Below are 14130 nucleotides of genomic sequence, written 5' to 3'. Positions count from 1 at the left end.
CGGATGACGCTTACGCTTATCCGATCTACAAATATGGTTTGTCGTTTAAGGGCGGGTAAAGAAATCGTTGTACAACATGTACAGATGAGCCGCGCTCCACGAGAAGTTCGGCGCGCCCTGCTGATCGCCATTAAGCGGGTTGTAGTTTTCGCGGATTGGCCCGTCGCCTGTCAGGCCGTTCGCATGGGCCAGGAAGCGGTTGGCCATTTCAACGGCGTCGTCCCGGTAGCCGTAGCGCTCCATGCCCTTCAGGCCAAACCAGAACTGATCTACCCAGACGCGGCCTCGCCAGTAAATGTCGGCCCCAAAGGCCGGGTTAGTGAGGGATGCCGTACCCAGCGGCACCCAGGTATTAAATTCTTGCGGATCTTTCATCACTTTCACGACGGCATCGGCGTGCTGCTGGGTTGCCGCGCCGTTAAACAGCGGCGACCAGCCCTCCGGCCCTCTGCCTCTTTCTACTATAGGTTTCCCGGCGCAGCCGTTGGCCAGCGGCTTGTCTGCAATGCGGATGTCGTAGAAGAAGCCTGTTTTATCATCGTACATACAGGTGTTGATGTAGTCAGCCAGATGCTTCGCATGGTCGCGGAATTTCTTCGCATCTTCCTGTTTGCCAAGAAGGTCCGCCATTTGGGCCAGATAGCTGCTGTCGCTGTACATATAGCTCGCCTGGTCCACTGATTCTTGCAGCAGCGAGTACCCCAGCAGCGTACCATCGGCGGCCCGGTTTTCGGCGAACAGCACCTGCCAGTCTTCCCGCTTGCCGCCCTTGTCGATATAGCGCTGGAGCTGATCCGGATCGATAAAACCAAACACCGACGCGTCGTCACGCCCGGACTCCCAGGACGCAGCGACCTGAGCAGGAATATCAATGCTGTCATAGCGTCCGCTGCGCAAAACGCGGCTGTAGTTATCCAGCCCCGTCATTTTCTGCTCTTTGTCGCCGCGCCTGACGGTGAAGATCATTTTGCCATCTGGCGTGTTGTGGGCTTTATCGCGGGTTGCGCCATACTCCGGCACGCCGTTGTGGTTATGGTCGCGGTTGCGCAGCCACCAGTCGTGATAGGCCACCAGAGGCGGATACATCTCTTCAAGCCAGGCCTTGTCGCCCGTTGTTTTATAAACCTCCATTACCGACCAGGCCGCGAGGCTTGGTTTGGTGTTGCGTTCGTTCCAGTTGCTGCCGTCGCCGCCGCGTTCCGGGCTGGTGTTATACGCGAGCAGGTCCGGAACGAAACCTGCGTCCCACGGGCGAACCGGGTCGTCCGGTGGAATTTGCCAGGCAAATACCGCGCGAATGTTATCTTTCGCCACGTTCGGATTGAAGTGCGCCATCGCGTAGGCCTGTTTCCATGTATCCCACGGCCAGGTCTGGTTGCCGGAGAACCAGCGTCCGGTCACCGAAGGGGTTACCGAATCAAACTTCATGGCGCCCGCCGCGCTGCGCCAGTTGCCGCTCAGCGTTTCAATGGCCTTTACGGCCACGCGGGTCTGCACCGGCGTCGCACGTGGGTTGTTCAGCCCTTTCTTCAGGTAGCCTTCCCAGCGCTGCTCCGAGGCCGTCAGGTACGGCTGCGGATGACGCAGAATATCGGCGATTTTACCCTGCTCATTTTGCGCTTCCCGGGAGGTCAGCAGATGAGAATAAGTTGTGTAGATTGTCGTTGAGCCTTGTATATCGGCCTTCGCTACGAAGCGATGACCGTCGATCCGGGTTCTCATCGGCAGCGTTTTATGGATCTGGTACTGAGATTCGCCCGAGGTCATCAGCTCTGAGTCAGCGCGGACTTTGCCAAAGGCTACCGTCAGGCCATCAGGCGTGGCGTTAAGCGTACGGTGATAATCCGGGAAAGCCTGGCCGATGGTTTTATCGGATACGGGTTTTTTTTCCTGCGCGTGATATTTCTCCAGCAGCTCACCGTCCCAGACCAGCTCCAGCGGCGAATCAGTGGTGATTTCTGTTTCCAGCAGCGAGGTGCGGGAGCTGACAAATCGCAGCGTCATCTTCACCGTAATACCTGGCGCTGTCAGCGTCTGGTTCAGCGCTCCGGGTATGCTCCAGGCTTTCATGGTAAACGCGATTTTCTGTCCGTTTTTATAGACGCTCAGGCGGTCAAAATTGTTCGCCATAAAGTTGATGTACTCTTCGGTGAGCAGCGCCGGGCCGGGAAAGCCGCCCATGCCGTCGCTGTTACCGGGCAGCAGGTGCCCGTGCCAGGCACCGTCGTCGAAGAGCGGGTTAAACCGCTGGTGCTCGTCAAAATCGAAATCCTGCATCGCCTGCGGGGCGCCGGTCCTGTCGATGACGTTCTGGAATTCAGCCGCTTTTAACGGCGCGGCGCCGTGATGGCTGGTTTTACATCCGGCCAGCAGAATGAGGGCTGCGAGCGGGGCAAGACGGAAGAGAGGTTTCATGCTGTGTCCTTACCAGTAGAAATATTGCATCAGGAAGACCGAGTTGCTGGCCCCGGTGGTGTCGTTATGCAGATAAAAGCGGCTGTCCAGCGCGGTGGCGAACTTGCCGCCGAAGTATTCATACCAGATGCCGAACTGCGCGAAGGAGGTGGTCTGGTCTTCAGCTTCGTCGAGCAGGTGCCGGGCGTAGCTCCAGGCGGTGGATAAATAAAGCCCCTTAGCGGGTTCGACCATGCCGCTGACCATCATCCCGCTTTCGCTCCCGGGACTGGCTCCGTCGCCTTTCCCCGTGTGGTGCCACACTCGTCCCGCAAGATGCTCGCCTTTCAGGCCCAGCAGATAGAGCTGCCCCGTGCCGTCGGTGATTTCCAGCCCGTTCAGCAGCGTCAGCCCCTGCTGGATATCGTACTGCAGATAGCCGTTGATCATCGCCCGGTAGGTGTATTTGTCGGAGTAGCGGTCGTACTTTCCAAAATGCAGCCAGGCTTTGCTTTCGTCGACGCGGCTTTCCGGCGTGGCCGTGACACTGTAACGCAGGTCGCCGGTCAGGTTCTGGACTTTGGCCGCGTACGTCAGGTCGCGGGTGTTGGGGATAACGTAGCCGTACTCCGGGGTGAAGTCGCCCCACCACTGCAGGTCATCGAGGGAAGAGTCGTTGCGGGCGCTGAGGATCCACTCGGTCCCCTTGTCCGTGCGGTAGCCGCCGTAAAAACGGTTAATGCCGCCTTCGAAGCCGCCCCAGCTATGGTCCGGCACCCAGGCATTTCCCTGATGATCCGCCTGTACCGTCCAGCCTTCGCCGTACACCAGCCCGAACCAGCTGCCGTGTTTGATCTCCAGGCCGCCCTCGATATAGGTGCCGTCGCTGTACTTGTGTTTGTCATCACCGTTCAGGTAAACGCTGCCGCCAAGCCCCAGCTCACCGTAAAAGCGGAAGGCGGTTGCGGAGCTGCTGGCGTTAAGCGGCGGGGGAGCGGGGGTCTGTCGTTCTGCCGGTACAACGGCTTCGGCCGCCAGCAGCGACGCCGCTGGCGCGAACAGTAAAGCCAGAGGTGCCATAGTTATAATGTGTTTCATCGAGTCCCATCCTTGTCGTTTTAAATTTATACAGTCAGCGGAACGGGGCCTATATTAGTTAAAGTTTTACTAAAAAATATACCTCATGTGATAAAGCGATAAGCGGATCACAACTTTGCATCGTCTGTCAGCGGGGTAAACACCGGGGTATACATACACCTGAGATGCCATTAAGCTACTGTTTTCTTCAGATGATTATTAGGATGTTATGGCTACTTTGAAGGAGATCGCCCAGGCGGCTCAGGTATCCGTGGCGACGGTTTCGCGGGTGCTGAATGACGATCCCACGCTGAGCGTGAAGAGCCAGACGCGGCAGAAAATCCTCGAAGCCGCGGAGCGCCTGGAATACAAGGTTCACAGCGCCAGACGGCAGGCCAGCCAGCGTCTTACCTTTGCCGCGCTTTACACCTATGGCCAGGAGCTGGAGATTAACGATCCCTATTATCTGGCGATGCGCTACGGCATTGAAACTCAATGCGAAAAGCTCGGCATTACGCTGATGTCCTGCTATGACTTCAAGGATGAAAGGCCCGTCGCCGCAGACGGTCTGCTGGTTATCGGCAAGCCGCAGCCGCTTGCTCAGGCGTGGCTTGAGCAGCAGGAGCTGCCGCTGGTCTATCTGGACGGCGTTACCGACGACCCCCGCTTCGACTGCGTCAATGTCGACCTGTACAAAATAAGCCAGAAGGTTATCGACTACTTCATTTCGCGCGGCTATCTGCGCATCGGCTTTATTGGCGGCCGTGATGACCCGGCGTGGCCGGACCAGCGGGAGCTGGCGTTTGTGGAATATGGCCGGGGTAAAAAGGTCGTGAAAACGCAGGATATTTTTTACGGGGATTTCACCAGCCAGTCCGGCTATCAGTGCGCAATGAAAATGCTCGCCTCTTCTGAGGATTATCCTCCGGCTTTATTTGTCGCCACGGACTCCATCGCCATTGGCGTGCTGCGCGCTCTGCACGAGCACGGGATAAAAGTACCCGAGCAAATGGCGCTGATCAGCGTCAACGATATCCCAACCGCGCGCTTTGTTTTCCCCGCGCTCTCTACCGTACGCATTCACTCAGAGACGATGGGCGCGCAGGCGGTCAACCTGCTGAGCGATCGTCTGCGTGACGAGCGCACAATCCCGCTCTCCGTCTACGTTCCCAGCTCTTTGCAGCTGCGCGACTCCACAAAGTAATCCCCGCTCCAGCCCTGATTTTTCCCGCCGGACAACGTTTCCGGTGGGCCATCCTCTGCTTTTGCCTCCGGCAGGATTTATGTGATCCCTGCGTCATTTAGTAAAATATAAACTATAAGTTTACTAAACATTTACTTATGGTTGCCCCAGAACACACGTAATGAGGAAGTCGACGTGAAAAACTGGGAAAACATAGACAAGCTGTCAGAGAACCGATTACCGCCCCGCGCGTGGTTCCACGGCTACGACAGCGAAGCGCAGGCGCGCACGCTGGACCGCGCCCAGAGCCAGGGCTTTAAGCTGCTGAGCGGCAGGTGGACATTTAGCTTTTTCGACCATCCGGACAAAGTGCCCGCTGAGTTTTATCGGCAGCCGATGGCGGAGTGGGGCGAGATAACGGTTCCCGGCATGTGGCAGATGGAAGGGCACGGCAGTCTGCAGTACACCGATGAAGGGTTTCCATTCCCCATCGACGTGCCTTTTGTGCCGACGAATAACCCAACGGGGGCCTACCAGCGCCAGTTCTCGCTGCCCGAGGAGTGGCTGCAGCGCCAGGTCATCATCAGGTTCGACGGCGTCGAGACCTACTTCGAGATCTACCTCAACGGCCGGTACGTTGGTTTCAGCAAGGGCAGCCGCCTGAGCGCCGAATTTGATATCAGCCCCTACGTGCAGGCGGGAGATAACCTGCTTTCCGTTCGCGTCATGCAGTGGGCAGATTCTACCTACATCGAAGATCAGGATATGTGGTGGATGGCGGGAATCTTCCGCGACGTTTACCTTCTGGGCCAGCCGCAGGTCCACGTGCAGGATTTTACCGTCGTCACCGAGTTTGATGAAAATTACCGTGATGCTGAGCTAGCCGTTCGCTGCAGTATTTCCGGCGAAAACCAGGATGGCTATCAGCTTCAGGCGCAGCTTTTTGACGGCAGCGAGTGCGTAGCGGAGCAACGGCAGGACGTCCAAAACTGCCATTTTGCAATGCCGATAACACAGCCGAAGCAGTGGAGCGCGGAGCATCCGCACCTGTATCTGCTCCTGCTGACGCTGCGCGACGGCGGCGGAAACACCATTTCCGTCGTACCGCAGCAGGTTGGCTTCCGCGATATTAAAGTTCGCGACGGGTTGTTCTACGTGAACGGCAAGTACCTGAAGCTGCACGGCGTGAACCGTCACGATCACGATCATCACAAGGGCCGCGCTATCGATATGGCCCGCGCCGAGCGCGATATCGTCCTGATGAAGCAGCACAACATCAACTCTGTACGCACGGCGCACTATCCAAACGACCCGCGCTTCTACGCGCTTTGCGACCGGTACGGCCTGTTTGTGATGGCCGAAACGGACCTCGAAAGCCATGGTTTTGCCAACGTGGGCGATCTCAGCCGCATTACGGACGACCCCGCGTGGGAGAAGGCCTACGTAGAACGTATTGAGCGCCACGTTGCGGCGCAGAAAAACCATCCCTCCATTATCATCTGGTCGCTGGGCAACGAGTCCGGCTACGGCTGCAACATCCGCGCGATGGCCGCGCGCTGTAGGGCGATGGACCCGACCCGGCTCATTCACTATGAAGAAGACCGGGATGCGGAAGTGGTGGACGTTATCAGCACCATGTATTCCCGCGTGTCGATGATGAACGCCTTCGGGGAATATCCTCATCCGAAACCCCGCATTATCTGCGAATACGCCCATGCGATGGGGAACGGGCCGGGCGGGCTGAGTGAGTATCAGAACGTGTTCAACCAGCACAAAAGCCTGCAGGGCCATTACGTCTGGGAATGGTGCGACCACGGGCTGCTGGCGCAGGACGAGCAGGGCCGGGATCGCTATCAGTACGGCGGCGACTACGGCGACTATCCGAACAATTACAACTTCTGCATGGACGGGCTGATTTATCCGGACCAGCGCCCGGGGCCGGGGCTGCGCGAATATAAGCAGGTGCTGTGCCCGGTAGCCGTGCGGACGACCGCCCGGGACGACGTGCTGCTGGTGGAAAACCGCTACTGGTTCAGCACGCTGGACGACATTGAGCTGCTGGTTAGCTATCAGCTGGACGGCGAAACGCTGGCCCGGCAAACCCTTGCGCTGCCGGAGATTGAGCCAGGAGAAACGGGTGAACTGCATCTTTGCGCGCCTGAGCTACCGGCGGGTGAAGTCTTTATCAACGTTGAAATCTTCAGGCGCAGCGCCACGGCGTACAGCGATGCCATGCATCCGCTTGGGCACTATCAGTTCCTGCGCCAGTCGGCCTGCGTGCGTGAGCCTTTGCCACAGGCCGCCCGGGCTGCGCTGCGCGGGGAGATCAAATCGCATCAGCTGGTTATCAGCGGCGACGGTTTCGCTTTGACTTTCTGCCAGCTCAGCGGCGAGCTGCTCTCCTGGCTGGCTGACGGGGAGGAAATTGTCGGGCGAGCGCCGCATCTCACCTTCTTTAAGCCGGTTATCGACAACCACAAGCAGGAGTTTGAAGGACTTTGGGAGCCCTTCCATCTGCACCTGATGCAGCATCATTTCCGCGAGCTGCGCCAGCAGCGGCAGGGGGGCGACTGGGTTGTTGAGGTGGATACGGTAATCGCGCCGCCGGTCTTCGATTTCGGTATGCGCTGTACCTACCGCTGGCGAATCACCCCAGCGGGCCTCGTGATGCTGGATTTAAGCGGTGCGCCGTATGGTAACTATCAGGCCATCATCCCGAAAATTGGCCTCGATTTCGGGCTTAGCCAGCGCTTCAGCAAGGTTGAATACTACGGACGGGGGCCGGGGGAAAACTATCCGGACAGCGCTCAGAGCAACCTTATCGGCCATTACGCGCAGCCTGCTGACAGCCTGTTTGAAAATTATCCCTTCCCGCAGGACAACGGTAACCGCCAGCAGGTGCGCTGGCTGGCGCTGACGGACGAGTGGGGCAGGGGAATGTTCATCCAGCCGCGCAGGCCAGTCAACTTTAGCCTCTGGCCCTACGATGCCGACATGATCCAGCAGGCGCAGCACATTAACGAACTCGAGCGCAGCGGCTGCCTGACGCTGAACCTGGACGACCAGATCCTCGGCCTCGGCTCGAACTCATGGGGTTCCGAAGTGCTGGATTCCTGGCGGGTCTATCTCCAGCCGTTCAGCTACGGTTTTGCCATGCTGCCGTTCCGCGAACAGCATATTAAGGCCGTCACGCTTGCGAAATATGACATCCAGCCGCGCGAGTTTGTTAAGGAGGAAGCGCAATGATCGTTCTGCAAACTCTGGAAGAATTCCAGCGCATTTATCACGCCGGAAAAAAATGGCTGCGCTGCATGGAAGCAATTAATAACGTCGGCAATATTCAGCCAGCCGTTTTTTATTCCGTCGGCGATTCGCTGGTTTATCGCCTGAGCGAGGGGGACTCCCCTGGCAACGGGCTATTTGAAGGGAACCGCCGCTATTTCGACGTCCATTATTACCTGGCCGGTGAAGAAACCGTGGAGTACGCCGACAAATGCCGGCTGCTGGCAGAGGTGCCCTACAAAGACGAAAGCGATCGCGAGTTCTTCAGCGGCGCGGGTGAAACCCTGCGGATCAGGGCTGGCAACGTCATCATCTGTGAAAAGCATGAGGCTTACCGCTTCCAGGAAGGCGCTGGCGTCAGAAAGGTGATCCTGAAGGTCACCGTCGAAGAAACCTATTTTCTGAATAAGTAATTACCGAAGCCGGGGGATGCCTCCCGGCTTATTAAAACTATAAAAAACCCTACAAAACGTGGAGTGTGTCCATGGCTTCAGTTAGCAGAAATACAATTGGCAAGTTCGGGTTATTATCCATGACCTTTGCGGCGGTATTCAGCTTCAATAACGTCATCAATAATAATATTCAGCTGGGTATTGCCTCGGCGCCGGTCTTCCTGGTGGCGACGCTGATTTACTTTATCCCGTTCTGCCTGATTATCGCGGAGTTCGTCTCCCTCAACCGTAACTCGGAGGCGGGGGTTTATGCCTGGGTGAAAAGCGCGCTGGGCGGACGCTGGGCCTTTATCACGGCCTACACCTACTGGTTCGTGAATCTGTTTTTCTTCACCGCGCTCCTGCCCAGGGTCATCGCCTACGCTTCTTACGCGTTTCTTGGCTATGACTACATCTTCACGCCGCTTACCACATCGCTAATCAGCATCTGTTTATTTGCATTTTCAACGTGGATTTCCAACCACGGGGCAAAGCTGCTCGGGCCGATGACGTCGGTGACCTCAACGCTGATGCTGCTGCTGACCTTCTCCTACATTATTCTGGCGGGCGCTGCGGTGGTGGGCGGGGTTGAACCCGCCGATCCGATTAACGTGCAGGCTATTACGCCGCAGTTCAGCTGGGCCTTCCTCGGGATTATTGCGTGGATCTTCCAGGCCGCGGGCGGCGCGGAGTCCGTGGCGGTTTACGTTAACGATGTGAAGGGCGGCAGCAAGGCTTTCGTGAAGGTTATTATCCTGTCCGGCCTGTTTATCGGCGGCCTGTACACCGTGTCGTCGCTGCTGATTAACGTCTTCGTGCATAAAACAGATTTGCACTTCACCGGTGGGACGGTGCAGGTGTTTGAAGGGTTAGCCCGCCACTTCGGCCTGCCGACGATTGTCATGAACCGTTTTGTCGGCATCGTATCGTTTACCGCGATGTTTGGCTCGCTGCTGATGTGGACGGCAGCGCCGGTAAAAATCTTCTTTACCGAAATTCCAAAGGGGATTTTTGGCGAGAAAACCGTGCGTCTGAACCAGCACGGCGTACCGACCCGGGCTGCATGGATCCAGTTCCTGATTGTTATTCCGCTGATGCTCATCCCAACGATTGGTTCCGGCAGCGTGCAGGAGCTGATGAATACCCTGATTAATATGACCGCCGCCGCCTCGATGCTGCCGCCGCTGTTTATCATGCTGGCCTACCTGAACCTGCGCCTGAAGTATGACCGGGTCGACCGCGATTTCCGCATGGGGACAAGGATGCAGGGGATTACAATCGTCAGCGTGCTGATAGTGATTTTCACAGTTGGGTTTATCGCCTCCACCTTCCCGACGGGGGCAAGCATTATGACGATTGTGTTCTATAACGTCGGCGGGCTGGTGATTTTCCTTGGCTACGCGTGGTGGAAATACAATAAGTATGAGAAAACGCTGGATGCAGGGGCGCGCTACGAGGCGGATACGCCGCTCGCGCAGATAGCGCTGGAGCGGCAGGATGGGGTGGTTGATGCTGACGCTACTGCATCCTTAAAAAACCCTATGGTGCAGTAGCGCCGTCCGACAGTTTTAGAAATCGTACCCCACGGTGGCAATGACGGAGCGCTCGGCACCCCAGTAGCAGTAGCCGGTGCCGTAGCAGCCCGCAACGTAATCGCGGCCCGTCAGGTTGGTGGCGTTAACCTGCACGAAAGCGCCTTTCAACGCTGGCGTCCACGCGCCCATATCGGCACGTACCATTGCGTCAAACAGCGTGACGGACGGCACGCGCAGGGTGTTTTCGTTATCCGCCCACTGCTTGCCGATGTAGCGCACGCCCGCGCCCATGCTGATGCCCAGGTCTGCTTTGAACAGGCCCCACAGGCTCGCCATCTGGTCTGGCGTGACGTACGGCGTATTGCCGTCGTTGCCGTCGATGGCATCCTTGAAGCGCACCTTGTTGTATGTATAACCCGCGATGGTAGAGAAACGCTCGGTCCAGTTCGAGCGGGCTTCCAGCTCGATACCCTGCGAGTGAACCTTACCGGCTGGCTCGTAGTAGCTGCCCTGAACCACGCGGTTGCCGACATCTTTTTGCGTCAGGTCATACAGCGCGACGGTGTACATATCGGCCGTGCCAACAGGCTGATACTTCACCCCAGCTTCGTACTGCTCGGCGGTAGTTGGCTTAAGAAGCTTGCCCTGAGCATCCGGCAGCACCTGCGGGGTAATGGCCTGGCTGTAGCTGACGTACGGGGAGATCCCATTCTCGAAGGCGTAGAGTAAGGAGGCTCTGCCGCTGAAGTGGTCGTCCGTGCGGTTGTCGGTGACGTCGCTCTCAATGGCCGGTGCGACGATATGGCTTTTCGTCACGATATGGTCATAGCGCCCGGAAAGGGTCATGTGCCACCTGTTCCAGGCCATGTCGTCCTGCAGATAAACGCCGCTTTGTTCATACTGGCGTCTGCCGGATTTGGTCAACAGCCCCTGGTTGATGGTGGCGTAGGTCGGGTCGCGCGGATCGTAATAGTAGAAGCCGCCAGGACCGCCGGACTCGCCCGTCCACGGGTTGAGGTTAGTGGTGTAGGCCGAGTCATCGGTCAGATCGTTGGTGAACTTATGGTATTCAGCGCCCAGTACGACCTTATGATCCAACTCGCCGGTAGCAAAATCTGCCTCCAGCTGGTTATCTATCGCCCACGCGTCAAGCGAGGAGGTTTCTCCGCTGTAATAACGGGACAGTTCATTGTGCGCCGCGTCCGCCCAGCCAATCTGGTAGGCCTGTTTCAGACCAACGTTGGAGTGCGTATAGCTGGCGTTGGAGCGGAAAGCCCAGACGTCGTTGAAGCTGTGGGCGAATTCGTAGCTGTAAATCTGCTCGTGGCGCTTGAACTCATCGTTGCCGGGCTCGACGTCAGACAAGCCGGTGCTGATTTTACGGCCCGTAGTGGAGTAAATGCTGCCGTCCGCAGGAACCGAACCGTGGAAGCCGCCGGAGGGATCTTTCTGCAGATAGGCGCGCAGCAGCAGCGAGGTATTCTCATCGGGCTGCCAAAGCACGGAAGGGGAGATGGCATAGCTCTCTTCCCGGGTATTTTCATACTGGGTGTCGGAATTCTTCGTCATCCCGGTAATGCGGTATGCCCACTCGTTGTTAATGGCGTTGGTGTAATCGAACCCCGTACCGGTGGTAGCGTTGTTGCCGTACATCGCACGCACGTGGCCCTCTTCACTGAACTGCGGGCGTTTGGAGGTTTCCATCACCAGGCCGCCCGGGATGGTTTGCCCGTAAAGCGCCGAGGAGGGGCCCTTAATCACGTCAATACGCTCCAGGAACCACGGATCCACCTGAATCACGTTATAGCTGCCGCCGTCGCTCATCAGGCGCAGGCCGTCGAGGAAGGTATTATTGACATCGCCGCCGTGGAAGCCGCGCAGGGCGACGGTGTCGTAACGGGTTGCGCCACCCGCAAAACCTGTGAAAGCACCCGGGGTGTAGTTCAGCGCGCTGTTCACGGAAAGTGCACCCTGGTCGTCCATCTGCTGGCGCGTGACGACGGAAACGGATTGCCCGGTGGTGATCAGCGGCTCATCGGTTTTGGTTGCGCCACGGCTAACGGTCGCGGTGTAACCCTCAGTCGGGCTGGTGGATGTTTCCGCCGGTTTTGCGGTAACGACGATGGTTTCCTCTGCCATAACGTATGCCGGAGCGGCAAGGGCAAGCGCGCAAAGTAAAGCAGAGCGCTTTACGGTGAATCCCAGTTTCATTGTTTTCGTAGTTCCGAGAAGGTATTGAATTTAAGGAATGCGAATTATTATCGTTATTGTTACGCGAAACAAGTGCGAATTTTGACGGGAAAGGGATGCTGAGAGGGGGGAGCCGGCAGCGTCATCCTTCGGGAAGTATTGGATGACGCTGCGGTTTTTCGAACGCTATCGCTATTGCGTAACTTTCACGGGCGCGGTTTCCGTCACCGGTCCGGCTGTTGCCGAAGGCAGTTTATCCGGCGTGGAATCACACGGTTTTTCCGTCCCGCACAGCATATCCAGCATTTTCAGCGTCACGCCGTTCGTCCAGCCGAAGCCGTCCTGCAGCGGATATTCACCCCCGCCACCGCCTGTCCCGGTGGTTGAGACATCATATTTCTCCACCAGTTTTTGCTCGCGGTTATAGGTGTGCTGAACGTTGGTCAGGAAGCGCCAGGTGACTTCCATGGCCAGGTCTTTGTGGCCGTAGTTTTGCAGCCCTTCGCTGGCCACCCATTGCAGCGGCGCCCATCCATTTGGTGCATCCCATTGTTGACCTGACTTCACGTTGGTGGTGGCAAGACCGCCCGCTTTGAGGAGCTGAGCGCGCGTCGCCGTCGCCATTTTATCGGCGCGCTCTTTCGAGGCCACGTGCACATAGAGCGGGAACAGCGCGGCGGCGGTCAGCTGGCTGCGCACGGCGTTACGTTTAAGATCGTAATCCGCATACCAGCCCTCTCTGGCGTTCCACATATTAGCTTCGATAGCCTTCTGGCGGTCTTCCGCCAGTTTTTGATATTGTGCGGCCCCTGTTTCATCCTTCGCTACCTGGCTGGCATGGGCCAGCGTTTTCTCGAGCTGGTACATCAGAGCATTCAAATCGACCGGCACGATAGACGTGGTGCGAATTGAACCAAGCTGTTCAGGGTTGTCCATCCAGCGCGAGCTGAAGTCCCAGCCGGATGCCGCGCCGGCACGCAGGTCACGGTAGATCTCAGTAGCAGGGCGGTTCGGATTGTTTTTCGCGGTCGTCACATCGTCCAGATACGATTCGGTACGCGGAGTATCCCGATCGTCCCAGTAGCGGTTGAGAATTGCCCCGTCTTTGAGTTTCACCACGCGCTTGTTCGTCTGGCCTGCGCTCAGCGTATCGCTTCCCTCCATCCAGTATGCGTACTCCTGCTTAAGCTGCGGCAGGTATTTACTGTAGACCTCATTGCCATCGTGGCTGGCGAGCAGCTCAACCATAAACGCGAAGAACGGCGGCTGCGAGCGGCTAAGGTAATAACTACGGTTGCCATTAGGAATGTGTCCCCACGTGTCTATTTCGCTGGCAAAGTTATCGGTCATATCCTGCACTTTGTCCCAGTGACCACTTTCCGCCAGGCCCAGCATGGTGAAGTAACTGTCCCAGTAATAGACCTCGCGGAAGCGTCCACCCGGCACGACGTAAGGCTTCGGCAGCGGCAGCAGGGAGTCCCATTTGCCCACGCTGTCGGTGGTACGGGTCAGCACCGGCCATAAGTCGTCTATGTGCTCGCGCAGGGTTTGCCCCTTCGGCGGGACATATTTTTCGGCTTCTTTCGGCAGGATGAAATTCACTTTCACAAAATGCTTCAGGTCGAAGCCAGACTGATTTCTCTGCATGCGATAGTCGGCAAGAATCATCAGCGGGTCGCCATTAGGCACAGCATCGGCGAAAGTTTTCTGATCCGGGAACAGCTTCGCAGTTTGTACGTCGGTAAACAGCGGCCCAAGCAGCACATCGGGCGGCTGAGGCTGTGTGCGAAGCTGAGGCGTCTCGTCGGCAACGGCCGGGAGGGTGAAGGTGATGAAGGCGCAGCCCAGCGCCATCTGTATAGCAAGCAGCAACGTACGAGGACGGCGCAAAACAGGATTTATCATCTATTGTTCTCCTTTGCAGGACCGCGGCGAAAGGTTGTCGCGATCAACCATATGAAAACCTTAGACGAATTTCTGCTTCACCGTATGCTGCCCGCCAGCAAAAATGAAGAAAGCAGAGTATTTACCTTCCATA

Annotated in this window: 8 protein-coding genes; 4 read left to right on the top strand and 4 right to left on the bottom strand. The window is 57.3% G+C overall.

Translation table 11 applies throughout. The features are described 5' to 3' along the window. Positions 1–45: 45 nt before the first annotated feature. Together ygjK and ygjJ are read right to left on the bottom strand one after the other, a co-directional pair. Complete coding sequence (gene ygjK / locus HYQ67_RS00310; protein ID WP_202300579.1) at positions 46–2415, bottom strand: alpha-glucosidase; 2370 nt, start codon at positions 2413–2415, stop codon at positions 46–48. Between the two features lie 9 nt (positions 2416–2424). Further along, positions 2425–3492 carry a protein YgjJ gene (gene ygjJ, locus HYQ67_RS00305; protein WP_202300577.1) on the bottom strand — a complete coding sequence of 356 codons (1068 nt, stop codon included), beginning with the start codon at positions 3490–3492 and terminating at the stop codon, positions 2425–2427. A gap of 208 nt (positions 3493–3700) precedes the next feature. Here ygjJ and ebgR point away from each other — a divergent pair, with 208 nt between their 5' ends. From ebgR to HYQ67_RS00285, 4 genes are all read left to right on the top strand, one after another. After that, positions 3701–4675, top strand: coding sequence for a transcriptional regulator EbgR (ebgR, locus tag HYQ67_RS00300; RefSeq protein WP_202300575.1), 975 nt, complete (start codon positions 3701–3703; stop codon positions 4673–4675). 174 nt (positions 4676–4849) lie between these two features. Next, complete coding sequence (gene ebgA, locus HYQ67_RS00295; protein ID WP_202300573.1) at positions 4850–7900, top strand: beta-galactosidase subunit alpha; 3051 nt, start codon at positions 4850–4852, stop codon at positions 7898–7900. Next, on the top strand, positions 7897–8349 hold the full coding sequence (locus HYQ67_RS00290) for a beta-galactosidase subunit beta (RefSeq protein ID WP_202300571.1): 453 nt from the start codon (positions 7897–7899) through the stop codon (positions 8347–8349). Before ebgA ends, HYQ67_RS00290 begins: the two co-directional genes overlap by 4 nt. A gap of 71 nt (positions 8350–8420) precedes the next feature. Beyond that, complete coding sequence (locus HYQ67_RS00285) at positions 8421–9920, top strand: amino acid permease (protein ID WP_202300569.1); 1500 nt, start codon at positions 8421–8423, stop codon at positions 9918–9920. Between the two features lie 15 nt (positions 9921–9935). On the opposite strand, the gene HYQ67_RS00280 is transcribed toward HYQ67_RS00285, so the two are convergent. Then, positions 9936–12113: a TonB-dependent siderophore receptor gene (locus HYQ67_RS00280; RefSeq protein WP_202300567.1), complete on the bottom strand. Its 2178-nt coding sequence runs from the start codon at positions 12111–12113 to the stop codon at positions 9936–9938. A gap of 171 nt (positions 12114–12284) precedes the next feature. Beyond that, the gene (gene treA, locus HYQ67_RS00275; protein ID WP_202300565.1) at positions 12285–13997 is read right to left on the bottom strand and encodes an alpha,alpha-trehalase TreA; all 1713 of its coding nucleotides are present in this window, start codon (positions 13995–13997) and stop codon (positions 12285–12287) included. Between the last annotated feature and the right edge of the window lie 133 nt (positions 13998–14130).

This window comes from Dryocola clanedunensis subsp. sulfonylureivorans (genome assembly GCF_016756775.1).
Classification (GTDB): domain Bacteria; phylum Pseudomonadota; class Gammaproteobacteria; order Enterobacterales; family Enterobacteriaceae; genus Dryocola; species Dryocola clanedunensis.
The sequence above is the reverse complement of the archived record's forward strand: the minus strand, read 5'-3'. Positions and strand labels throughout refer to the sequence as shown.